Raw genomic sequence first — 20,855 nt, forward strand, 5'->3', positions numbered from 1 at the left:
GGAACCGAGACAGCCGCGGCCCCGGCCCCACGGGGACCCCACGGCGCCGTCGTACCGGAGTGCCTGAGGTCCCTGACCTGCAGGGAGACTCGTGTCGACTGCTCCGGGCCGGGACCATGAGATGGAATGTCGGATTCTCTCCCTTCTGTGGCGTAAATGGCCCATCCCGGAGCCGATTCCTCCGAGGTACGTTCCACACGCGCCCTGCGCAGCCGGCGCGGGACGCCGACCAAGGGGGAACCATGACGTTCAAGGCCAAACCACTCGGCATCGCTGCGTCCGCCCTGCTCGGGCTGAGCCTGGTGTTGGGGGGCGCGAGCACCGCTGCCGCCGACGTCGGGTGCGGCGACGTGTGGGACAGCGAGATCCGTTCGCACGAGGTCACCTTCACGTACGAGGGCGAGTGGGTCTCGGACGAGGGGGTGACCATGTACCGGTACTCCGGGATGGTCAACGGCAGCGTGCAGAACGCGTACGAGACCTCCTATCAGGGTTCCAGCATGACGCTCAACATCCCCTGCTGACAGCCACGGAGGGCCCTCGCCCGCGGACCTCGGCGAGGTGGCGCGGGCGGCGGGGCGACGGGGCGGCGGGCCGACGAGGCCGACCAGCTCGATGGCACCGCCCGCCCGCCGTTCCACCCCGCAGGCGCGGGCAGGCTCGGGGATCCGCTTCCCCGCATCCGGGTGCCGGAACAGGACATCGGGGACGACTGGCAGGTGATGGCCGCGCGCGCCGCGGAAAGCGCGCTTCTGACATCGCGACACCGGGCGAGCGGGTACGGGCCGATGTCCTGCGCTGAGGCCGGCCGGGGGCCCTGCCGCACATGCCGGCAGGGCCGCACGCCCCGGGATGCAGCCACCACCCCAGCGGGTTCGGCCACCGGCGGGATGCGGTCCACCGGATGTTCGAGGCTTCCTCGCGTCGTCCCGACCCGACGGCCGTACCCGCGGGCACGGCCGTCGGGCCGGCCTCGGTCACGCCGTACGCCGTACGCCGTCTGCACCGCACCGCACCGCACCGCACCGCACCGAGACTGTCGGCGCCTCGGTCAACGGCCGCTCCGTGTCCTCGCGTCCCTGCCGCCTCCGGGCGTGGTCAGGAGTTCCGCCTTGCCGAAGAGGAGGGCGTAGCCGGGAGGCAGCTGCTGGATCATGCGGTCGGTGAGGTCGGGACCGGCCAGCCGGGCGATCGGGGTGAGGACCGCACCGACGTCCCATCTGGTGGTGGCCAGGCTGCCGCCGGTCTGCTGGGCGAGGTCCTTGACGAACTCCCAGCCGGTGAGGGGCGTGGTGACGGGGATCTGCGCGGTGAGGGTCAGAGCGGCTTCGACGGGCAGCCGGCCGGCGAGGTCGACGCGTTCGTCACCGACGAGTTGCCGTCCCAGCGCCGACAGCACGGAGCGGACCGCGTCCTCGGCGCGCTCACGGGTCGGGTAGGCGCCCTCGTAGCGGACGCGTTCGAGGAGGGCGGCGTAGGAGGCTCCTTGCCGGATCGCCGCGGACCTGTCGGTCGGGTACGTGGTGTCGGTGCGGTCCTGGATGGTGGTTTCGGTCTGGAGAGTCATGGGGGTGCAGGTCGCCGTTCTCTTCAGGCCCGGTCGTCGCGGCCGGGCGGAGCGAACAGGTGTCGGCAGGGCGAGTCGGGTTCACCTGGGAAGGTGTGGCCGACCGAAGAGCAGGTCGTAGCCGGGTGGGAGCTGGAGGAGCATCCGGGCGGTGAGGTCCTCGCCGGCGGCGTCGGCGGTGACGCTGAGCACGGCGCCGACGTCCCACGCCGCCGTCCGTTCGCTGGCCCCCTCGATCCAGGCGGCGGTCGCCCGTACGAAGCGTTCCGGAGAGAGTGGTTCGGTGGCCTGGAGCGGGTTGAGCAGGATGACGGCGAAGGTCTCGGGGAGGCGGGCGGCGAGCGCGGCCCGCACGTCACCGACCAGATGGGCGCCGAGGAGGGCCAGTACGACACGGGCGGCGCGTTCGGCCTCGTGCGGCGTGTCGTAGGCGCCGCGCTCCTGCACCCGGTCGAGGAACGTCTGCCATGGCAGTCTCATCGCGACCCCTTGTGTACGCGGGGATGAGCGGGAGCGGAGCGGCGGAGGCGAGAACCGTCGCCCTCCGCTCCCTGCCTACGGGCGCGGCTCAGCCGCTGATCTGCTTGCGGTCGTCGCCGCTGCCGATCGAGATCTTCCGGGGCTTGGCCCGCTCGGCGATCGGGATGCGCAGAGTGAGCACGCCCGCGGTGTAGTCCGCGGTGATCTTCTCGGTGTCGAGGGTGTCGGCCAGCATCAGCTGGCGGGAGAAGACGCCGAGGGGCCGCTCGGACAGTTCCATCTGGACCTCGTCGGACTTCTGGACCGGTCGGCGCTCCGCCTTCACGGTCAGCATGTTCCGTTCGACGTCGATGTCGATCGCGTCGGGCGCGACACCGGGGAGATCCAGCATGATCACATACGCGTCCCCGTCGCGATAGGCGTCCATCGGGACGGCGGAGGGACGGGACCAGGTGCCGGTCGTACCCAGCATCTGCTGGGTGAGGCGGTCGAGCTCCCGGAACGGATCGGTGCGCATCAACATGGGAACACCTCCATCGGTTCAGGCAGTGGCTGCCAATGCGCTTCACCTGACTCCGTTGTAACATGTCAACGGATGGATGACAACTTCAGTGTCATCGCATGGACGACAGCCGGCCGCAGGAAGAGCGTGATGCCCATGACCGGAGGCGACGAGCCCGTGAGCTGCCAGGCGGCGCTGGTCGCGCTCGCCGCGATCGACGAGGCCGTCCGCGCGGCGCGATCCGGCGGCACGCCGACCACCCACCCGAGCGCCTCCTCCGAAGAGGCGCTCACGGCACTCCTGCTCCTGCGCGAGCTCCGCGAGCAGCTCGCAGGCTGGGAGCCCGGCCTGATCGAAGCCGCCCGCGACGCGGGCGCCAGCTGGGCCGACCTCGCCACCCCCCTCGGCGTCACCAGCCGGCAGGCCGCAGAACGCCGTTACCTGCGCGTACGCCCCGGCACCCCTGGCGCCACCCGCGAAGAGCGCGTCCAGGCCACCCGAGACCGCCGCGCGGCCGATCGCACCGTCACCAACTGGGCCCGGGACAACGCCGCCGACCTGCGTCAGCTCGCCGGGCAGATCACCGCACTCGACGCTCTCCCCGCCGCCCTGCGACGCGACCTCAGCCAGGCCCTCGCGGACGACGACCCGGCCAACCTCCTGTCCCCCCTCGCCCGCGCGCGCACCGCCCGACCCCCGCTGCCCGCCGGCCTCGCGGAACGAGTCGACACCCTCGCCCGCCGCACCGCGGACCTCCGCAGCGAGAGCGACCAGCGCCGCTCGGGCACCCAAGGGCCCTGACACGCCGCCTCTGGGCGGGACAGTTCACGCCGACCGGAAACTGCGCGCGGTCACGGCGCCGTCGAACCGTCGGGCTTCGGCCCGGCGGTGGGCGCGTCGACGGCGCGGAAGCGAGGCCCGCCCCCGAAGGGCGGGCCCCGGGTGCCTGACTGCGGGCGGGCGTCCTCCTGCGTGCGGGCGGGCGTCTTCCCGCGGCCGCTGCGAGGTCGGTGCCACCGCCGTCGGTCAACCCGCCGGCAGCACCTCGACGCCGTTCGCCATGAGCTGCCCAACCACCGGGTCCTGCGGGGGCCTGTCCGTGATCAGCCCGCTGACGTCCTCCCAGGGCAGGACCCGGTACCGGGAAGCGGTGCCGATCTTCTCGGAGGACGCGAGGACGTAGGTGTCCGCGGCGCGAGCCGCGAGGGCGCGTTTCATCGCCGCGTCCTCCGCGTCTCCGGTGGTGAGCCCCGCCTCGGGGTGCACGCCGGTGACGCCCAGGAGGAAGAGATCGGCGGAGACGTTCTGCGCAGCCTCGACCGCGGCCGCGCCGCAGGCGACCGCCGAGTGCTTGAACAGGCGGCCGCCGAGCATGAAGACCTCCGCCCGCGGATGCTCGAGCAGCGCGGCGGCGATCGTCGGGCTATGGGTGATCACCGTACAAGCGAGGTCTTTCCGGAGCGCGTGGACGACGGCCAGGGCGGTGGTGCCTCCGTCGAGGATCACCACGCCGCCGGGCCGCACCAGTCCGGCGGCCACCGCGGCGACCTTGCGTTTGCCGTCCGGGGCCACGGCGTGCCGGGCGCCGTAGTCTGCCACCGCCGGCGACACCGGAAGGGCGCCGCCATAGACGCGCTGACACAACCCTTCGCTCGCGAGGTCGCGAAGGTCGCGCCGCACGGTGTCCTCCGAGAGCCCCAGCTCGGCAGCGACGTCCTTGGCCACGATCTTCCCCTCGCGGGCGAGCAGGCCCAACAGGTGGTCACGCCGTTCAGCAGCCAGCATTCACGTTCTCTCCTGTTCTTGCACGTTTCTGCGTGTAGCGTAGCGCTCATGACCGCCACACCCATGCTCACCCTCGACGCCGGGCCGGATCGCTCCGGCACCGACGCCGAGCCGCACCTCTCCGGCACCGACGCCGGGCCGTACCTCTCCGGCGCCGACGACCCGTGGGCCAAGGCCGCCGGCCTCCCCCGCCCGGGAGTCGCCGCGTGGCCCGTTTTCGCCGGCCCCCTTCCCGTCATCGCGGAACGGACCGCCCTCACCGATGACCTCGCGCAGAGGCCGCCCCTCGACCAGCGGGGGGACGCGTGAAGCGCCGACCCGGTATCGACACCCCCGACCACCGCGGCCGCACCGGTCTCGACCAGGCAGGACGCGACCTCGACCGCAATCCCGACGTCGTCGTGCGCGACGTCGAACTCACCTCCACGGGCTGGCACGTCCTGCGGCGCACCACCTTCGACTACCGCCGCCGCGACGGGCGTTGGGAGACACAGCAGCGCGAGACCTACGACCGCGGCAACGGCGCCGTCGTCCTGCCCTACGACACCGCACGCGGTCGCGTCCTCCTGACCCGCCAGTTCCGCTACCCCGCCTACGTCAACGACCACCCCGACGGCATGCTCATCGAAGCCGCCGCCGGGCTGCTCGACGCGGACGACCCGGCCACCGCCATCCGTCGCGAGGCGGCCGAAGAGCTCGGCGTCGAACTCGGCCGGCTCACCCACGTCCTCGACGCCTACATGAGCCCCGGCTCCGTCACGGAACGCCTCCACTTCTTCGCCGCCGCCTACACCCCCGGCGACCGGACCGGAACCGGCGGCGGAATCGAGGAGGACGGCGAGGACATCGAGGTCATCGAAATGCCCTTCGCCGAAGCCCTCGCCATGACTGGCGACGGCCGCATCACCGACGGCAAGACCATCCTGCTGCTGCAATGGGCCGCCCTGCACGGCCCCTTCGCGACACATGCAGCAGGCACGGACAGCACCACCGCGCCAGCCGGGTAGTCGTCGGCGGGGATTCTCGGGGGGCGGCATTTGGTGTCGGTGTCTGGCGCTGGCGTGGCGTCTGCCGCTGGCGTCAGAGGACGTCTCGACGCCGTCGCCCAGGCCGAGGCCGAGGGGGAGGCCGAGACGGCGATCGTCGGCCAGAACGACGACTGTCCGGCCTGGGGCCGAGCTGACCAACAGCCGCATTCGCGTCCTTCTACAGCGAGGCGCTCTGCTTCTCCTTCCCCAGCGGACACGACCTATGGCGAGATGCCGCCGGCAACGCAACCGAACCGCGGCCGGCGACGCGTCGCCCCCCCTCCCCCGCAATCCCGCTCCCGCTGGCACGGCGGCATGGGCAGCGGCCTGCTCGATGCCGGGGACGGCGCCACTGACCGCTGCCTCGAATCGGACCTCGCCGAGCTCGCCGACCGCGACATCGCCGGGGCCCGCCGATCTCGCCGCCGAAGCAGCACCCAGCCCCCGTGACGTACAGGGGCGGCGTCCTGCCCTCTGCTTGTGATCACGGGGTTCCAGGCGGCGAGGCCGCATCCCGAGTCGCCACGCCATCGGATGACACGGCTCGGCCGGACGAGTGACAGCGGGCGCCGCAAGCCGCTGCTGGATGAGCCGGTGCTCCAAGATCAGTGCCGCCGCCGTCTCCGACGGCAACGGCCCGCCACCGCGTCTGTGCCGTGTGATCGGATCGACCACGGCTGTTCGAGGAGTCTCACCCCATGCGTTCACGCGTCATCGCCGTCACGGCCGCCGCGCTCGCTGCCACCGCGGCACTCGCGCAACCCGCCCACTCAGCCCCGCTAGTCGACGGGGTGTACCGGTTCGCAGCTCTCACGGACGGCAAGTGTCTGGTCTGGCCCAAGACGCACGCGAGTATGGGCGTGGTGTCGCTGGGCGAGTGCGCGGAGACCGCGTCCACCTCGGCGAACTGGCAGGTGCTGCGCCGCCCCGACGGAATGATGGAAGTCTCCCCGCCGGGCTCCAACCCACGCACTTGCCTGATGGTGACATCGCAGCACAGCGTGTCGGTCTCCAGCTGCGGTGACAGGCACGCCGAGTGGACCGTCTCCTACGGCTCCGCCGGACCCGACAGCGTGGTGTGGGCCGACATCGAGCACACACCCGGCGATTTCTCCCCCTCCTACGGGAAGATCGTCGACGATCCCGGCGTGACCGGCCGGATCGTGGTCAGGCAGGCCCCCATCGAACCGCACTACTGGGCATTGCAGCCGGCCGGATAGGAATCGCCGGGCCGATCGCGACCTTTGATCCACGGTGCCCGTGCCACCTCGGACCGCAGGCGGCGCTGCACTCGCTACGCCGCCTGGGCTGGGGCCTCCGGTTGCTGGCCTGCGCCGACCGGAGCGGCGCCGAAACGCGTCGGGGAGCGGTACCGGACCGGGACGGCACTGCCGGCGGACGACCCGGCCCCGACACCCATACCCGGCCTCGCCGTCAGAACCGCTGCGTCCTGCTGGTCACCTTCTGCGACGGTGACGGTGACGAGCTTCCTTACCGCCGCCTGCCCCGCCACGAGGCCGCTTAAGCCGTCGCTTCTTATGGCTGAGGTGCGGGGTGGACAGTTTCAGGGAAGCCCAGCTCGTCCAGCAGCGCGTCGAACAGCTCCTCCACGAAGGTCTCCTGTGTCCGCAGCAGTTCCTCGATCCGAGGCTGCTGCGCCGCGGTTTGGACACCAGCTGCTGAGGCCCACATGAGAGCGCCTTCGGCATCGGTCGGCACCTCCGCATCGAGCTCTGCACGCTTGTGTCCGATGGCCTCTTCGAACTCCGGGGTGGCCATCCATACGCTGACGTCGTCCACGTCCCCGGGTTCCTCGACGAGGAGAGCAGCGGCGTGGTCCAGGTTGAGCCATGTCTGCCAGCGCTGCCCGTTGGTGTCCAGGCCGGTCACCAGGGCGATGCTGCTGTCGGAGACGTCGGCGACGCAAGCCGGTGCTCCGGTCCATTCGACCAAGGTGGGCAGGTGCTCGTCCTCCCAGATGCCTTGTTCCAACTGCAGGGTCTGCCAGCCGCCCGGTCGCGGCTGCCACTCGTGCACATCGCCCCCCAGCCCTAGACCGGTGCTGCCGAACAGGGGTGCTTCCAGCAGTGGGCGCTCGCTACGCGCAAAGACCAGATGACCGGAAAAGCCCATGGAACCTCCTCGTCGAATCCCAGCGCACCCTACGAGCTGTCACTGACACCACCGGGGCCGGCCGTCTGTCTCCCGACCGACCGGCTCACCGGATCCACCGGGGGTAGCCGATGAGGACTGCGGCTATGCCGACGAAGGCAAGGAAGTGTTCAGCCTTGCGCTTGTACCGCTGGTGACCTCGCACAAGCGGTTCCAAGCCCAGCCTGTCATGCAAGTTCGCGCCAGAGATGGCCAGGGACAGCGGCAGCCCGGTACGGTCACAGATCAGGTGGATCTTCGATCCCAACTTGCCCGTGCAGCTTGACGTTGCCACGAAGATGATCGCCGGCAGAGCCTCACGGTCACCCGCCCGACGCCGACCACCACCCTGCGGACGCGTGACCACCGTCGGCGGGACCACCCGCCTGGACAACACCCACAACTCGTCCGGCACCAGCCGCTCACCGAGATCCGGCTGCACGGATCAACGAACGCTCACGCCAAAAGAAGCGACGTCTAAAAGAGCGTTTTGTCCCAGCGGGGGTGTTTGGTATCGCCGGGTTGTTTGAGGAGTTCCGCAGGTGCGGTGGGTGTGACGGTCGATGTCAGCGTCGGGTGAGAGGATCACGGGATGCCTCTGCCTCAGCCTGATGATCTGACCTCGCTGGTACTGCGTACCGACTTCGCTGACGACGGAGCTTGGGACGCGGTTCGAGCTGCGCTCGACGCGGCCGATGAGTACCCCCACGCCACATATGGCAGCGAGCTTCGCTTCGCCGACGCGGAGGTCCGGGCATTGGTGGATGAAGAGGCTGCCGCGGATGAAGAAGCGCAGATCGTCCATGTCTTTCTGGCGGACGCGGCCACGATGAAGGATCCGGATCACTCGCTCCTGGCCGTGGATCTCTCGGACGAGCCTGGGCGGACGTTCAGGCTCCCTACGCGGTGGTTTCCTGATGTCTCGGCCAACCTCAGCATCGCCAACATGGACTTTGCGGAGTTCGCCGACGCTGCTGACGGATCAGGGACCTTCCGCGGCTTTGACGAGGGCTGACCCTCTATCCGGGTGAGCTATGTGCCGCGCCAGTTCAGAGTGGCTTCGCGGGTGAGGCGGCGGCTCATCAGGTCGATCATGGCAAGGCGGATCATGGCTTCGGAGCGGTGGGGGTGGGTTTCGTAGTCGCGGGCGAGGCGGCGGTGATGCTTGAGCCAGCCGAAGGTCCGCTCGACGACCCAGCGTCGCGGAATCACCTTGAAGCCCTTCTGGGCGGGGTCGCGGCGGGTGACTTCGACGTCGATGCCGAGGCGGGCGCCGTGGTCGATGACCTTGGTGCGGTAGCCGGAGTCGGCCCATGCCTTCGTGACACGCGGGTGGTCTGCGGCGATGCTTGAGAGAACCTGAATGCCGCCTACGTTGTCGGAGACGCTGGCGGCGGTGACGTCGATGCCCTGGCCGGCGGCCGGGACGTTCGCAGAGGTCTTGACGCTCTGGGCGTCCAGCACACAGGCGCTCGGCTCGGCGTCGCGGCCTTCGGCTTCCCGGACCAGGCGCCGCAGGAGACCGTTGAGCCGGTCGAAGACCGCATCCTTCTGCCAGGCGGCGAAGTATCCGTAAACCGTCTCCCACGGAGCGAAGTCGTGTGGCAGATACCTCCACGGGATCCCGGTCCGGTCGACGTAGAGGATGGCGTCCATGATCCGGCGCAGATCGTGTTCGGGCGGCCGCCCGATGTCCAGGCCCTTCCCCCTTCGTTGGGCCCGCCAGGCTGTCAGGCATGGGCATTCCGAAGGTCTACTCGTTCCACATGACGCTGTCGTACTCGCGCGACCCGTTCTGCTGCTTCACCACCAGCCAGGACCTGCAGAGCTTCTTCGACTGCCACCGCCGGGCCTTCGCCCACTTCGGCGGCGTCCCGATGGCGATCGTCTACGACCGGACCAAGACCGTTGTCCGACGCCACGTTGCTCCGGGCGAGGCCGTTCCGCTGCATCCGGAGGCGGTGGGCTTCGCCGGCCACTACGACTTCGACATCGACGTCCTGGCGGCCTACCGGCCCACGGGCAAGGGCCGGGTGGAGCGGCAGGTCCTCATCGTCCGCGACCACGTTCTGTCCGGTCGGTCCTTTTCGTCCATCGAGGAGATGGACGCCGCCTTCGCCACCTGGGTCCCGCAGCGGCGGGCCCAGGCTCACAGGACTCACCAGCAGATCATCGGAGAGCGTGCGGCCCGTGACCACGCGGCCCTCAAGCCTCTGCCGCCGACTCCGTATCTGGTGGCCGAGCGGCATCTGCGGCCGGTCGGTAAGGACTGCCTGGTCGCCTTCGGCGGCAACTTCTACTCGGTGCCGGCCCGCAAGGTCCGCTCCCGGCAGCTGGTCGAGATCAGGGCCACGAAGTCCCAGGTCATGCTCCATTCGACAGCCCCCGACAAAGATGGAGAGAGCCTGCTGGCGATCCACCCGCGGGCGGTGGGCCGCGGAGTCCGCGTCGTCGACGAGACCCACTGGGACGGCCTGCCGACGGGCAAGGGACGCCGAACCACCACCGGCGACATCCCGGCCCAGCCCCGGCGCGAACCGCCGCCAGGACGGGAGACCGGACCGCTGGAAACCTTGCTGAGCCGGGCCGCCGTCACACGGATCGAGGTCGGTCGCCGACCGCTGTCGGTCTATGACGAGCTGACCGGCACCCGCCCCTTCACCACCCACCCGAGCACAGGGGAAACGTCGTGAGCGAGCTGACCGGCAACCGCATCCGCACCACGGCCAGCAAGCTCGGCCTGCCCCACCTCGCGGAAACCATCAACGAGTACACCCGCCGGGCCGACGAGGCGAAGATGGGCTACCTCGACTTCCTCGACCTGGTGCTGTCCGAAGAACTCGCCGTCCGCGACGACCGCCGCTTCCGCCAGGGCCTGCGACTGTCGAAACTGCCGCACCACAAGACCCTGGACGAATACGACTTCTCCTTCCAGCCCGAGCTCGACCCGCGCAAGGTCAAGGACCTCGCCACCCTCTCATTCGTCGAGGCCAAGGCCAACGCCGCCCTGCTCGGGCCGCCCGGGGTCGGCAAGACACACATCGCCGTCGCCCTCGCCGTCGCGGCCTGCCGGGCCGGCTACTCGATCTACTTCACCAGCCTCGACGACATGGTCCGCAACCTCAAAACCGCCGAGGAGACCGGCCGTCTGACCAGCAAGCTCGGCACCTACTTGCGGCCCAGCGTCCTCGTGGTCGACGAAGTCGGCTACCAGCCCCTCGAACGCGCCGAGGCGAACCTGGTCTTCCAGGTCATCTCCAAGCGCTACGAGAAGGGCTCCATCATCCTGACCTCGAACAAGACCTTCAGCGAGTGGGGCCAGGTGTTCGGCGACGAGGTCCTGGCCACCGCCATCCTCGACCGACTCCTCCACCACTGCGACGTCATCTCCATCAACGACCCCAGCTACCGGCTGAAGAACCGCCTCATGGCCATCGAGCGAGACAACGACGTCGCCTGAAGAGATCCCGTCATCAGACGGGTCGCATCACCTGGGCCAGGCCCTCCGCGGTGTCCTTCACCTCTGGCGGAGGCCCCGGGTTACCCCGATACGTCACACCACCGATGGTGACCTCACCCGTCGCTTCGGCCAGCGGCCGATGTTCCGTCCGACCGTCAGCCGGCCCGCCGACGAAGGTCACCAGGACAGTGATCGAATTCGGGTCCATCGAAGCCGTCGCCTCCACACGCTCTACTTCACTCGGGGCCGCAGCACCGTCACCGGAACCACCACATCCCACGAGCGCAACCAGCAGGCCAACACAGCCCACCATTCTTCGGATCTGCATCCACGCATCCTGCCAGGGCCAGGTCAGACGGCCTACACCAGAGACGATCTTGTGACCTCCGCACAGTCCAGACCTCTAACTCGCGCCATCAACTGGGGACGTTCATCCGTACGCAACTGGGGAACTGAGGCCGTACTCCGACACCTGGCGCCGACTGCGGGACTGGACCGAGGCCGGCGTCTGGCCACGCCTGCACACCGCCCTGTTGACCGAGCTTCGTCGCGCCAGCCTGCTGGACCTGGACGACTGCTCCGTGGACCGATCGCACGTCCGGGCGCTCAAGGAGGGAACACGTCGGACCCTCGACCGTCGATCAGGCCCGCTATGGCTCGAAGCACCAACTGATCGTCGAACGCCACGGAACCCCGCTCGCCGTCACGCTCACCGGCGACAACCGGCATGACGCCACCCAGTGAGCCTTTTCCAACCTGCTTCTGTGTCCGATAGTTGGGCTGACAACGTGGTGAAGCCCCTGATAGACGGGTTCACGACCAAGATTCCCTCGGGTGTCCAGCTCTGCCCTGCGCTTCCTGTCCACCGAGCTCCGCCGACGCCGTGAGGAGATCGGCACCCGCTGGCGGCGGCTGACTCCGGGCCGACAGGCCCTGCTTACCCTCGCCCATCTCCGCAACGGCCACCCGTATGCCCAGCTCGCGGCTGGGTTCGGTATCGGGACCACGACCGCCTATCGGTACATTGCCGAGGCGGTGGAGGTCCTGGCAGCTCTCGCACCGAGCCTTGCAGGGGCGGCACGCACGGCATCGGCGAAAGCGTTCGTCCTGCTGGACGGGACCCTGCTGCCGACCGATCGCATCGCCGCGGACCGACCCTTTTACTCCGGCAAGCACAAGAAGCACGGGATGAACGTGCAGATCCTTGCCGATCCGGCCGGCCGACTGCTGTGGGCCTCACCGGCCCTGCCCGGTGCGATCCATGACTTCTGGGCCGCTCGTCAGCACGGCATCGTCGATGTCCTCACCGATGCCGGCATCACGTGTTGGGCGGACAAGGGCTACCGAGGGGCGGGAGGCACGCTCCGCGTCCCATACTGGGGCCGCTGGGAGAACCTCTCCACAAATCAGCAGGCCGTCAACCGGTCCCACGCGAAAATCCGAGCCCTCGTCGAGCAGGCGATCGCCACGCTCAAGTCCTGGCGAGTCCTGCGCAAGCTCCGCTGCTCAACCACCCGCATCACCAGCCTCGTCCGTGCCGTACTCACCCTGCATCTGGCCAGCTCAAGCTGAAGATGGATGGCTGTGCCTAAGGCGCTCCGCGGTGAACGCGCGCTTGCCGGCCTCGGTTCCCATCGTGGCCGACGGGGGCCGATGGAGTGGGGACTTGCGTCGGTGCGTCGTGCCGCGGTTTCCACGAAATCTGGTGGAGTCTCAGCGGCCGGAAGTGGTTGGGTCCTGCTCAATGCTTCGCTGACACGGCCCGGCACAGTGCGAGGCGCAAGGTCCGAATCGCAGGCGCGGTCTAGCCCGTGTGTCGTCGAGTGATGGAGGTTATCGCGGTGGCTGGTTATGGGGCACTTTCCGACGTATACGAGTGGCTGATCGGGGACGACAAGTTGACCCCCGCCAAGGCAGCCGAGGTTTACTACAGCGATGTCGTGGGCTCTCTGCCGCCCCACGCGCGCGTCCTCGACTGCGCGTGTGGAACCGGCCAGCTCGCCGTCGGTCTCGCGAGTCTTGGCCTTGACGTGGTCGCCGCAGACGCCAGCAGCGGGATGGTTCGCCGGACCGAGAAGGCCGCCGACGAGCATGGTGTCTCGCTTCAAGCCCTCCGCGCGAGCTGGGACGAGCTGCCCGACCACCTGGAGGACTCCGCGTTCGATCTGGCGTTCTGCGTCGGCAATTCCCTCGGGCACGCCAAGGGCGCAGCCGGGCGCCTGACCGCACTGGAAGCGATGTCGCGGCTGCTGAATCCGGGCGGACGCCTTGTGCTCCACTCACGCAACTGGGAGCTCGTGCGCTCCGCCGGCTCACGGGTAGACGTCCGCGATCGACTCATCCGCCGCAACGACCGCGATGCGGTCGTCAGCTACTACTGGCAGATCGAGAAGCACTGGGAGCAGGAACACTTCCTCGAGATCGTGGTCGCCCAGATCGAGCCGGATGGGGCAGTGCGAGCCTGCTCGGAGCGGTTGTCCATCTGGCCCTACCGGTACGAGGACCTCGTGGCGCAGTTGCGGAGCGTCGGGCTCACGGTGCAGTCCACCACCTTCGACCCCGAGAGCGATGGATACCTGGTGGTCGCTAGCCGCAACCAGGCGCGAGGCACGTCTGAGCCAGCGCGCTGATCCACCCTTCGTTGATGTCGGTGCCGACCTGCCGGCTCGCGACCGCCTGCAGCCCGCCCTCACCTTGCATCTGACCTGCTCAAGCGGAGGTTGGAAACAGCTCAGTGCGTCGCTCACGGCTCCGGACTGGGCAGGTGCGCTGGGTGGTCGAGCAAGCCTTCGCCTGGCTGAACCAGTTCAAACGGCTCCGCACCCGCTACGAGCGCCCCGCCGATCTGAAAGATCAGTAAGGGGCGACGCATTGAAGTTGGGGGCAGGGTAGCGAAGTCGGGTTCCTGCCCTTGCGAGCTGAACTCAGGTGAGGTCGAAGGTGACGCTCACGGAGCCGTCCCAGTCCGGTGCCTCCACGAGCGTGAGGGTTCCGTCCTCGGCCTCGACGACTCGCACCGTGATCCCGTCGCAGTCCTCACCTGGAAACGCTAAGGAGAAGTGGGGATCCATCTCCATGAGGAAGTCCCAACCCTCGCGTTGGGTCGCGTCAAGGGCGTTGGCATGCCGACCGGTCGCCCGCCATTTGCCGTCCGCGTCGACAGTGGCAGTGATGTTGATGTCGTACATCTCAAGGCAAATCGACGGATTAGCCCACCATTCGAGGCGGCCCTGACCCACGAATCGATCCATGAGCACACTATGCAACTGTGCAGGCCGACCGGGCGAGCCTGCACGGCTGTCGGCCGTCATGGGACAGGCCACGACACTGAATTGCATGGGGCAGACCGGACGGGCCCTCGCCTCATCCGGCGGTACCCCCTACGCCTGGCCTCCGCCGACTTCGTCGATGCTCGGCTTGAACTCTTCCTACTCCAAGGGGACCTCGACGCCTGGCAGCGCGCCCTGGCCCGGCTCGCTCCGGGCGCGGACGTGAGTATCGGCGGCGACCGCGGACTCAGCCTCGACTTCCACATGCACGAGGACCACTCCTTGTCCGTGACCCTCAACGACCCAGACCGCCTCACCGCACTGCTCTGGCTCCAGCCGAAGGAAGCGGCATGGATCCCGAAGCATCACCGGCGACTTGAGCGCGTTCGAGAAACCTGGCCAACTGAAGTCGTGAAGACGGCTCCCGGGGCCTACGAGTGGAGTCCCAGCCGCAAGCGTTGAACCGTGTTGTCCGCCCGCGAATGCCCTCACTTCTCAAACAGCCCCGCCGGGACAAAACGCTCTTTAAGACCTCCATCCGCGCCGAACAGGCACCCCCAGGTGTAACCCCGCCAACGCAACGCGGCCTATTCGTCATGCTCCGAGCAGCCACGGTTGACCGGAGGAGGACGTACGAACGCCGGCTCCCTCAAAGTTTGCCTGCCACGAGAACCGTGCGGTGCCCTCCGAGCGCGCGGGAGAGACCTTCGAGGAACGCGGGACTGAAGTCGGGCCAGTCCCAGAACTCGAAACCGAGATACCCGAAGGCGAAGTAGTCATCCGACCAGGCCCACGCGGTCAGGTCACCAGCGCGCCGGCAGTGCGGGCAGGCGACTGCCGCGCTGCCTGTGTCGCTCCAGTCGTCGATGGCCTCAGCGAAGGGTTCCCACGCACCCTCGATCTCCTCCAGCCGGTCGGTGTAGAACTCCGCGCGCCCGGCACAGTGGGGGCACACCGCGAAACTGGGTTCGCCTTGACCGCAGTTGAATACGGTGCGGCTGGTCTCGATCCTGAGTCCGTCGCTCGGCACCCAGTCCTCCTGACCGACCGCCTTGGCCCAGGAGGGACCGGGCGGATGCCCCGACGGGGCCCCGAGAACACAGTCGGTGAGCTCGGCCCGAACGATCCCCTCCCTGACCAGCCAGTCGAGTCCGCTGGCTGCGAGGGTGCGGGCGTCCGCATGCGTGGCGTCGAGGTCGACGACGGTCTGAAAGTAGTTCCCCATGAGGCAACAGTAGAAGCAGCGACCGACAGCACGTCCCGAGCCCACTCCACCGTCGGAACGTTGCTGGTCAGCGCATGTGATGGCTGTGGGCGTCTGACACACCCCGACCATGACGTTCTTGGCGGTGGTCGACGGTGATGCGGATCGAAGGGAGCGTCTCGCCGTTCGTGCGCCTACCGTCACGTCTCCCCCTGTCAGAGACTCCAGCCTCATTGTCGCCGCGGCCTACTCAGCGAAGCCTCGGGACAGGTCCGGCTGCGATGCCTGCGGTCGAGTCCGGCGAAATTCTGGTGGACGTACGCCACGACGGCCGCCCCTCGTCGACACGCATACCGACCGGCTCGAGTCGCCGGTTCCCCGGTGCCGGGCTTCGCGGTATCGCGAGCGTCTCGGAATTCGCATACGCCACCGCAACAGTCCTCCGTCTTCAGTGGAGGCATGGACCGACAGACCTGAAACGGTCGGGCTGTCGATCGGGAGAGGATCGCGATCATGGACTTGAACCCCTTACGCCGTATTGACCGGCGGGGCCTGCTCGGGTGGGGCGGATCCGCGGCCGTCGGCGTTGCGGCAGGCGCAGTGCCGCTGGTGGGTGCCGCAGCCGGCCAAGCCGTGGCCGCGGGGCAGCACCACCCGGCACCGACCGGCCTCGGCATCCCACCGGGTACCCGTCCCGGCGGAACGTACGACCGGTACGTGGCGAGGCTGGCCGCCGAGGGCAGGTTCTCCGGCGTGGTGCTGCTGTCGCATCGGGGCCGGACGGTGCTGTCGCGCAGCTACGGCATGGCCGACAGGGAGAAGGGGATCCGCAACCACGAGGGCGTCGCGTTCAGCCTCAGCTCGGCGGGCAAGCCCTTCGTAGCGGTGGCCGTCCTCCAGCTGGCGCAACAGGGCAAGCTGCGGCTGTCGGACACGGTGGGCACCCACCTGACCGGCTTCACCACGGACATCGCCGAGCAGGTGACCATCCACCACCTGCTCTCCGGCACCTCCAGGCTGTCCAGCCCGGAGGAGGACGTGCACCACGTCTTCCAGAGCCGGGACGAGGTGCACCGGTACTACGAACAGCGTGCCCGGCAGGCGAGACTGGTGGGCGTCCCCGGTACCGTCGACACCACGCACGCAGAGGCGGAGATCACCCTCTCCGCTCTGATCGTGGAGGCCGTGACCGGCACTTCGTACTGGGACCACGTCGAGGAACACGTCTTCAAGCGCTGCGCCATGACCGGCGCGGCGTTCTGCACCAGGCCGCAGTGGCTCACCGACCAGCGCATCGCGCACCCCTATATGACGCTGTCCGACGGGAGCCAGGTCGACGCCGTCCGCAATCTCGACAGGGGCAGCCCGGACCCCCACACGCCCGGCAGGAACCCTGGCCGTGCATTCGTCGACGGCCCGGGGGACGGCGGGTTCGCCACCGCGCCTGACCTGGTCCGGTTCGCACGCGCGCTGGGCGACGGCACACTCCTGGACCGGCCCTGGGCCGACGTACTCACCGGAGCCAAGCTCCCCCACGAACCGGCGTCGTTCGGGGCCTACGGAATTCCGGTCTCCATCGTCAACGGCCAGTGGCAGTACCAGCGCGCCGGCGCCAACCCAGGGATCGCCGCCAACTGGACCATCTACCCGTCCACCGGGTGGGTCGGCGTCATCCTCGGCAACATCGACGGCGTGCCGCTGCAGGACATGCTCGTCCGGGAGACACAGGCCATCACCGGGGTCACACCCGACGACGGCACAGACGGCTGAGGCGGCTCAGGCGGCTCAGGCGGCTCAGGCGGTCATCGCGCCCCTGGTGAGGAGCGCTTCCGAGTCCTCAGCCGCTGGCAGGGATCGAACCGTCGAGGCCCAGGACCATCCCCGCGAGCATGGAGGGAGCCGGGGCTCGGTGGGGCGACGGGTCGTGGCCGCGGGGTGGGTTGCGCCGTGCTCGCGAGCGACGGGGCCAGGGGCTTCCGGTCGCTCGCGAGTGGGGGTCAGTTCCGGATCGTCGGCGGGGGTTCGCTCTTGTAGCTCGACAGGCTGAAGTGCTTCCTCACGAGCTTGCGCCAGGTGCCGTCGGACACCATCTCCCCGAGGGCCTTGTTGATGTCGCCCTTGAGCGCGGTGTCGCCCTTCTTGAGGCCGATGCCGTAGTTCTCGTCGCTCAGGGAGAGGCCCACGAGCTTGAACTTGCCCCAGTGCTGCTGCTGCGAGGCGTAGCCGGCCAGGATGGCGGCGTCCGTGGTGAGAGCGTCGACCTTCTTCTCCTCCAGGCCCTTCAGGCACTCGGAGTAGCCGCCGAACTGCTGGAGGGCGGCCTTCGGAGCCAGCTTCTCCTTGACGTTCTGCGCGGAGGTGGAGCCGGTGACCGAGCAGAGCTTCCTGGAGTTGAGGTCCTCGACCTTGGTGATCGAGACCTCGTCGCCGCGGACCAGCAGGTCCTGGTGGGTCAGGAAGTACGGGCCCGCGAAGTCGACCTCCGCCAGGCGCTTCTCGTTGATCGAGTAGGTCGCCACGACGAACTTCACGTCGCCGTTCTTGATGAGGTTCTCGCGCTCGGCCGACGGGGCCTCCTTCCAGACGATGTCGTCCTCGGAGTAACCCAGCTTCTTGGCGACGTACGTGGCGACGTCGACGTCGAAGCCCGTGTACGAGCCGTCCGCGTTCTTCAGGCCCAGGCCCGGCTGGTCGAACTTGATGCCGATGGCGATCTTCTCACCGTTGCCGCCGAGGTCCGACCCGAGACCGCACCCGGTGGCGGTCAGCGCAAGAACGACGGCGCCGCCGACGGCCCCGAGCGAGCGCATGCCGCGGGGTTTCACGAGGGCGAAGACGACTTCGCCTCGGCCCATCGCGAGCCTGATGTCCTTCAGTACGCGTGGCATGCCGAAACGTTTCTGCGACTCGGACACAACGACCAGATCTTCCTGGGCCCGGGAAGAACCCCCGCGCTCCTCGGACACTGCCACTCCGCTCACCGGCCTCTTGCTCCGTCTTCCTCGAATGAGAGGACACTAGAGACACATTCGAAGAATCGTCATCACATCTGAGCGGAACTTGAGGTAGCCGCACCACCTCATCTACACATCCACTCCCTAAACGGGGCGTCCGCCATGTGCATCCGCGGCAATCCGGTCCCAGGCCGCCGACGGATGCAGGGGTGTCGGCCTCTCGTCGCGTCGAGCCGCAGGTCAGCCGCGGCCGCTGGCCGGGGAACCGCGGTCCGGGCCTGCCGACCATCCGACCCGCCCGCTCATCCGGCGCCCGCCTGTCGTACGCCGCCGGCGCGGGAGCTGTCGTGGCGGGGGCTCGTATGATCGCTGACGGGACGGGGTGCGTAGCGCAGTGGTCGTCGCGCCTTCACCGCATGTAGGAGGACACCGGTTCGAATCCGGTCGGCCCCGTCCCGCTTCCCTCTGCTCCGAAACGGGGACGGCTGCGGCACCGGACGGGTCGAGGCCGGTGGCCATGCCGGGGCCGGCCGGCCGCGGGCGAGGCCGGGCGCCCGCGCGCAGGTGCGCCGGGTCGGCCGGGGTGGACGCGAGGAGGTCGTCGGCCGAGTCGCAGTGGTGGCAAGGTCAGCTCTCCTGGTTCGCACCCGCGGCCGTCGGGCGTGGAGCGGCCGAGGTCTTCGGCGATGGCGTGCCCGAGGAGCGGGCGCGGGGCGCTGTCCAGGAGTCCTTGTCGGGGGTCATCGGCGCCTATGCCCGTGCCTCCTCGCGCACGGGGCGCAGCCCCGGTCGGACCCCCTGCTCCCGGACGGAGGCGTAGGAGGCGGTGAAGGAGCCTTCGTAGCCGAACAGTGGTCCCACGTGACGGTTGACGACCCGGACCCGGATGCGGAAGCGGCCGGTCTCCTCGTCGAAGGACTCGCGTACCTCGGCGTCGGCGCCGATCAGGCCGGGGACCCGGAGGTCGACAGGTCCCTCGCGGAAGCGGTGTTCGCCCGAGCGGATGAGCAGCGACCCGTCGGGCTCGGCGGTCAGGTGCAGGTCGCTGGCCAGGTGCTGGTGGGTGCCGAGGTAGTCGAGGACGCAGCCGCGGGCGGGGCTGTGCACCATCGTGGCGTCGAAGCGGCGTGGGCCGCTGGGCAGTTGGAAGGTGCGTACGAAGGTGACGGTCTCGCGCCCGTAGGAGTCGCGGTAGGGCACGTTCTCGATGGTGAAGGGGGTGTTCCGGCCGGTGCGCGGGAGCAGGATGTTGCGGGTGGCGCCGAGTGCGAGGAACGGCCGGACGAGTGGTCCGACGGGTCCCCTGGCGTGCCAGATGTGGTCCATCACCCCGCGTCCGACGCACAGCTCGCCGTTGTCGAGTCCGACGGAGAAGCGTCGGCGCAGCTCCGGGTGCAGCCGCCCGAAGGCGGCATCGCCCATGGCGGTGCGGAAGATCGAGGTCATGGCTGCTCCAGGGTGGCGAGGAGGCGGGGAGTCCGGCTCCGTCCGGGCGCGGTGCGCAGGCAGCGGCGGGCGGCGGGGGTGCCTGGCGCCGGCGGCAGACAGAGGGCGGCGAGTAGGCCGAGGACCGTGAGCGGGACTGCGGCGAGCGAGAGCGCACCCAGCGGTAGCAGGGTCGTGGTGAACGGGACGCCCGCGAGGAGCAGCCGGGCGCCCAGTTCGAGCAGCCAGCGGGTGCGGGCGCGTTCGGGCGGGACGCCGTTCTCGCACCACAGCCGCAGCCGGTCGAAGGACCAGGCCGTGGCCCAGCCCATCAGGGGCCGGAAGAGGACGCGGTCGGCGACCCGGCCGAGGCGACCCCAGCGCGGCTGGTAGTCGTAGGCCGTGAGGAAGCGGACGCCGTCCTGCCCCTGCACGTAGCGCCAGTAGCCGCTGCCCACGGCGAGGAGGGACAGCGGGTCCGGGGAGGCGAAACGGAGGGCGGAGACCCGGTCGCCGCCGGCCCGGTGGCGCTCTCCTGCGGAGACGCCCGTGCCGGCGACGGTCAGGAAGGGCAGGAGGCGTACGGCGTACCGAAACCGGCGGGGCTCGCCTGGAGCTGACGGCAGATACGCGATCTCGGTGAACCGGAGGTCCCACCGCTGATGCTCGGCCGGATCCTGCGTCCGCTCCCAGAGTGTGTCCAGGTCGGCATGGATACGCGCCTCGACGTAGAGCGCCACGGCTCGCCCCCTCCCCCGTTTTGAGCGACCGCTCAAAACGGCCCCAGCGCGGACAGTAGCCGGTTTTGAGCAGTCGCTCAAGATTCTCTTGGCGGGGGTCGGACCGGCCGGAAGCGCCCATGGCAAGGTGCAGCGACCCCGACTGCCGGCGCCGCGCGCTTGCGGCCATCGCGCACCTGCGACGGCCGCACCGGCGAACGAACCCCGCCGCCTCGCGCGCGGGCGCGTATGAGGGACCGGGGCCCGCGAGGAGCGCGGAGCGCATGTCCGCGGAAACGGCGAGGCGCCCC

At 69.3% G+C, this 20,855-nt stretch carries 23 protein-coding genes, 1 tRNA gene and 4 pseudogenes; 15 read left to right on the forward strand and 13 right to left on the reverse strand.

All coding sequences use genetic code 11. The annotated features are described in order from the left end of the window. Positions 1–242: 242 nt before the first annotated feature. Positions 243–524: a hypothetical protein gene (locus tag IF73_RS0100165; protein ID WP_031002094.1), complete on the forward strand. Its 282-nt coding sequence runs from the start codon at positions 243–245 to the stop codon at positions 522–524. Positions 525–1,051: 527 nt separating this feature from the next. Here the strand turns inward: IF73_RS0100165 and IF73_RS0100170 are convergent. From IF73_RS0100170 to IF73_RS0100180, 3 genes are all read right to left on the reverse strand, one after another. Beyond that, entirely contained in the window at positions 1,052–1,567 is a 516-nt protein-coding gene (locus tag IF73_RS0100170; protein WP_051716438.1) for a DUF2267 domain-containing protein, read from the reverse strand. Between the two features lie 81 nt (positions 1,568–1,648). Continuing rightward, on the reverse strand, positions 1,649–2,047 hold the full coding sequence (locus tag IF73_RS0100175) for a DUF2267 domain-containing protein (protein WP_031002098.1): 399 nt from the start codon (positions 2,045–2,047) through the stop codon (positions 1,649–1,651). Between the two features lie 88 nt (positions 2,048–2,135). After that, a complete protein-coding gene (locus tag IF73_RS0100180) occupies positions 2,136–2,570 on the reverse strand; it encodes an Hsp20/alpha crystallin family protein (protein WP_031002100.1) in 435 nt (144 codons plus the stop codon). 129 nt (positions 2,571–2,699) lie between these two features. Between IF73_RS0100180 and IF73_RS0100185 the strand changes: the two genes are divergently transcribed. Further along, on the forward strand, positions 2,700–3,350 hold the full coding sequence (locus tag IF73_RS0100185) for a hypothetical protein (RefSeq protein WP_037877906.1): 651 nt from the start codon (positions 2,700–2,702) through the stop codon (positions 3,348–3,350). 225 nt (positions 3,351–3,575) lie between these two features. Here IF73_RS0100185 and IF73_RS0100190 read toward each other — a convergent pair whose 3' ends face one another. Then, positions 3,576–4,334, reverse strand: a complete 759-nt coding sequence (locus IF73_RS0100190) for a DeoR/GlpR family DNA-binding transcription regulator (RefSeq protein WP_031002103.1) — start codon at positions 4,332–4,334, stop codon at positions 3,576–3,578. A 48-nt stretch (positions 4,335–4,382) separates the two neighbouring features. On the opposite strand from IF73_RS0100190, the gene IF73_RS0100195 reads away from it, so the two are divergent. The 3 genes from IF73_RS0100195 (at position 4,383) to IF73_RS0100205 (ending at position 6,582) form a co-directional block, all read left to right on the forward strand. Beyond that, on the forward strand, positions 4,383–4,643 hold the full coding sequence (locus IF73_RS0100195; RefSeq protein ID WP_031002106.1) for a hypothetical protein: 261 nt from the start codon (positions 4,383–4,385) through the stop codon (positions 4,641–4,643). Further along, positions 4,640–5,341, forward strand: coding sequence for an NUDIX domain-containing protein (locus IF73_RS0100200; protein ID WP_031002108.1), 702 nt, complete (start codon positions 4,640–4,642; stop codon positions 5,339–5,341). The genes IF73_RS0100195 and IF73_RS0100200 overlap by 4 nt, the downstream gene beginning before the upstream one ends. 719 nt (positions 5,342–6,060) lie before the next feature. Then, entirely contained in the window at positions 6,061–6,582 is a 522-nt protein-coding gene (locus IF73_RS0100205) for a hypothetical protein (RefSeq protein WP_031002111.1), read from the forward strand. Between the two features lie 316 nt (positions 6,583–6,898). Here the strand turns inward: IF73_RS0100205 and IF73_RS0100210 are convergent, their stop codons facing one another. Together IF73_RS0100210 and IF73_RS39230 are read right to left on the reverse strand one after the other, a co-directional pair. Next, entirely contained in the window at positions 6,899–7,495 is a 597-nt protein-coding gene (locus tag IF73_RS0100210; RefSeq protein WP_031002113.1) for a hypothetical protein, read from the reverse strand. An 85-nt stretch (positions 7,496–7,580) separates the two neighbouring features. After that, a complete protein-coding gene (locus tag IF73_RS39230) occupies positions 7,581–7,955 on the reverse strand; it encodes a hypothetical protein (protein WP_078867871.1) in 375 nt (124 codons plus the stop codon). A gap of 150 nt (positions 7,956–8,105) precedes the next feature. Here IF73_RS39230 and IF73_RS0100220 point away from each other — a divergent pair, with 150 nt between their 5' ends. Further along, the gene (locus IF73_RS0100220; protein ID WP_051716440.1) at positions 8,106–8,528 is read left to right on the forward strand and encodes a DUF6924 domain-containing protein; all 423 of its coding nucleotides are present in this window, start codon (positions 8,106–8,108) and stop codon (positions 8,526–8,528) included. Between the two features lie 17 nt (positions 8,529–8,545). Here IF73_RS0100220 and IF73_RS0100225 read toward each other — a convergent pair. Then, positions 8,546–9,253: pseudogene (locus tag IF73_RS0100225) on the reverse strand (transposase); the annotation flags it as partial. On the opposite strand from IF73_RS0100225, the pseudogene IF73_RS0100230 reads away from it, so the two are divergent. Then, positions 9,241–10,206: pseudogene (locus IF73_RS0100230) on the forward strand (Mu transposase domain-containing protein); the annotation flags it as partial. The pseudogenes IF73_RS0100225 and IF73_RS0100230 overlap by 13 nt on opposite strands. Next, on the forward strand, positions 10,203–10,973 hold the full coding sequence (istB, locus tag IF73_RS0100235; protein WP_031002123.1) for an IS21-like element helper ATPase IstB: 771 nt from the start codon (positions 10,203–10,205) through the stop codon (positions 10,971–10,973). The pseudogene IF73_RS0100230 and the gene istB, both read left to right, overlap by 4 nt. Positions 10,974–10,986: 13 nt before the next feature. On the opposite strand, the gene IF73_RS41755 is transcribed toward istB, so the two are convergent. Beyond that, positions 10,987–11,301, reverse strand: coding sequence for a hypothetical protein (locus IF73_RS41755; protein WP_234338114.1), 315 nt, complete (start codon positions 11,299–11,301; stop codon positions 10,987–10,989). Positions 11,302–11,446: 145 nt separating this feature from the next. Between IF73_RS41755 and IF73_RS41345 the strand changes: the two are divergent. The 4 genes and pseudogenes from IF73_RS41345 to IF73_RS39245 form a co-directional block, all read left to right on the forward strand. Continuing rightward, a pseudogene (locus IF73_RS41345) lies at positions 11,447–11,714 on the forward strand (IS5/IS1182 family transposase); the annotation flags it as partial. A 93-nt stretch (positions 11,715–11,807) separates the two neighbouring features. After that, positions 11,808–12,545, forward strand: a complete 738-nt coding sequence (locus tag IF73_RS0100240) for an IS5 family transposase (protein ID WP_031002124.1) — start codon at positions 11,808–11,810, stop codon at positions 12,543–12,545. Between the two features lie 254 nt (positions 12,546–12,799). Then, positions 12,800–13,603: a class I SAM-dependent methyltransferase gene (locus IF73_RS0100245; protein ID WP_199806596.1), complete on the forward strand. Its 804-nt coding sequence runs from the start codon at positions 12,800–12,802 to the stop codon at positions 13,601–13,603. A 75-nt stretch (positions 13,604–13,678) separates the two neighbouring features. After that, positions 13,679–13,833 (forward strand): annotated as a pseudogene (locus IF73_RS39245) (transposase); the annotation flags it as partial. A gap of 64 nt (positions 13,834–13,897) precedes the next feature. Here IF73_RS39245 and IF73_RS0100255 read toward each other — a convergent pair. Then, positions 13,898–14,224 (reverse strand): hypothetical protein, encoded by a 327-nt coding sequence (locus tag IF73_RS0100255; RefSeq protein ID WP_031002128.1) that lies wholly within the window; start codon positions 14,222–14,224, stop codon positions 13,898–13,900. A 9-nt stretch (positions 14,225–14,233) separates the two neighbouring features. Here IF73_RS0100255 and IF73_RS42810 point away from each other — a divergent pair, with 9 nt between their 5' ends. Beyond that, positions 14,234–14,704 (forward strand): DUF5959 family protein, encoded by a 471-nt coding sequence (locus IF73_RS42810; protein WP_420706527.1) that lies wholly within the window; start codon positions 14,234–14,236, stop codon positions 14,702–14,704. A 187-nt stretch (positions 14,705–14,891) separates the two neighbouring features. Here IF73_RS42810 and IF73_RS0100265 read toward each other — a convergent pair whose 3' ends face one another. Continuing rightward, positions 14,892–15,467, reverse strand: coding sequence for a hypothetical protein (locus IF73_RS0100265; protein WP_031002132.1), 576 nt, complete (start codon positions 15,465–15,467; stop codon positions 14,892–14,894). 696 nt (positions 15,468–16,163) lie between these two features. Here IF73_RS0100265 and IF73_RS0100270 point away from each other — a divergent pair. Beyond that, positions 16,164–17,216 carry a serine hydrolase domain-containing protein gene (locus tag IF73_RS0100270; RefSeq protein ID WP_234338115.1) on the forward strand — a complete coding sequence of 351 codons (1,053 nt, stop codon included), beginning with the start codon at positions 16,164–16,166 and terminating at the stop codon, positions 17,214–17,216. Positions 17,217–17,443: 227 nt separating this feature from the next. Here IF73_RS0100270 and IF73_RS0100275 read toward each other — a convergent pair whose 3' ends face one another. Next, positions 17,444–18,256 (reverse strand): glutamate ABC transporter substrate-binding protein, encoded by an 813-nt coding sequence (locus tag IF73_RS0100275; protein ID WP_031002136.1) that lies wholly within the window; start codon positions 18,254–18,256, stop codon positions 17,444–17,446. A 523-nt stretch (positions 18,257–18,779) separates the two neighbouring features. Between IF73_RS0100275 and IF73_RS0100280 the strand changes: the two genes are divergently transcribed. Beyond that, positions 18,780–18,853 (forward strand) — tRNA-Ala (locus IF73_RS0100280). Positions 18,854–19,150: 297 nt separating this feature from the next. On the opposite strand, the gene IF73_RS0100285 is transcribed toward IF73_RS0100280, so the two are convergent. Beyond that, entirely contained in the window at positions 19,151–19,846 is a 696-nt protein-coding gene (locus IF73_RS0100285) for a DUF4166 domain-containing protein (RefSeq protein ID WP_031002138.1), read from the reverse strand. Beyond that, complete coding sequence (locus tag IF73_RS0100290) at positions 19,843–20,565, reverse strand: hypothetical protein (protein WP_031002140.1); 723 nt, start codon at positions 20,563–20,565, stop codon at positions 19,843–19,845. The genes IF73_RS0100285 and IF73_RS0100290 overlap by 4 nt, the downstream gene beginning before the upstream one ends. Positions 20,566–20,855 lie beyond the last annotated feature (290 nt).

The sequence above is a fragment of the Streptomyces sp. NRRL F-5727 genome, from assembly GCF_000719555.1.
In the GTDB taxonomy this organism is placed as follows: domain Bacteria; phylum Actinomycetota; class Actinomycetes; order Streptomycetales; family Streptomycetaceae; genus Streptomyces.

Excerpts from the sequence above, each read along its gene's own strand:
- IF73_RS0100165 (WP_031002094.1), top strand. The coding sequence starts at position 243 with ATGACGTTCAAGGCCAAACCACTCGGCATCGCTGCGTCCGCCCTGCTC.
- IF73_RS0100170 (WP_051716438.1), bottom strand. The coding sequence starts at position 1,567 with ATGACTCTCCAGACCGAAACCACCATCCAGGACCGCACCGACACCACG.
- IF73_RS0100175 (WP_031002098.1), bottom strand. The coding sequence starts at position 2,047 with ATGAGACTGCCATGGCAGACGTTCCTCGACCGGGTGCAGGAGCGCGGC.
- IF73_RS0100180 (WP_031002100.1), bottom strand. The coding sequence starts at position 2,570 with ATGTTGATGCGCACCGATCCGTTCCGGGAGCTCGACCGCCTCACCCAG.
- IF73_RS0100185 (WP_037877906.1), top strand. The coding sequence starts at position 2,700 with ATGCCCATGACCGGAGGCGACGAGCCCGTGAGCTGCCAGGCGGCGCTG.
- IF73_RS0100190 (WP_031002103.1), bottom strand. The coding sequence starts at position 4,334 with ATGCTGGCTGCTGAACGGCGTGACCACCTGTTGGGCCTGCTCGCCCGC.
- IF73_RS0100195 (WP_031002106.1), top strand. The coding sequence starts at position 4,383 with ATGACCGCCACACCCATGCTCACCCTCGACGCCGGGCCGGATCGCTCC.
- IF73_RS0100205 (WP_031002111.1), top strand. The coding sequence starts at position 6,061 with ATGCGTTCACGCGTCATCGCCGTCACGGCCGCCGCGCTCGCTGCCACC.
- IF73_RS0100210 (WP_031002113.1), bottom strand. The coding sequence starts at position 7,495 with ATGGGCTTTTCCGGTCATCTGGTCTTTGCGCGTAGCGAGCGCCCACTG.
- IF73_RS0100220 (WP_051716440.1), top strand. The coding sequence starts at position 8,106 with ATGCCTCTGCCTCAGCCTGATGATCTGACCTCGCTGGTACTGCGTACC.
- IF73_RS41755 (WP_234338114.1), bottom strand. The coding sequence starts at position 11,301 with ATGCAGATCCGAAGAATGGTGGGCTGTGTTGGCCTGCTGGTTGCGCTC.
- IF73_RS0100245 (WP_199806596.1), top strand. The coding sequence starts at position 12,800 with ATGGAGGTTATCGCGGTGGCTGGTTATGGGGCACTTTCCGACGTATAC.
- IF73_RS0100255 (WP_031002128.1), bottom strand. The coding sequence starts at position 14,224 with ATGGATCGATTCGTGGGTCAGGGCCGCCTCGAATGGTGGGCTAATCCG.
- IF73_RS42810 (WP_420706527.1), top strand. The coding sequence starts at position 14,234 with ATGCAACTGTGCAGGCCGACCGGGCGAGCCTGCACGGCTGTCGGCCGT.
- IF73_RS0100265 (WP_031002132.1), bottom strand. The coding sequence starts at position 15,467 with ATGGGGAACTACTTTCAGACCGTCGTCGACCTCGACGCCACGCATGCG.
- IF73_RS0100275 (WP_031002136.1), bottom strand. The coding sequence starts at position 18,256 with ATGCGCTCGCTCGGGGCCGTCGGCGGCGCCGTCGTTCTTGCGCTGACC.
- IF73_RS0100285 (WP_031002138.1), bottom strand. The coding sequence starts at position 19,846 with ATGACCTCGATCTTCCGCACCGCCATGGGCGATGCCGCCTTCGGGCGG.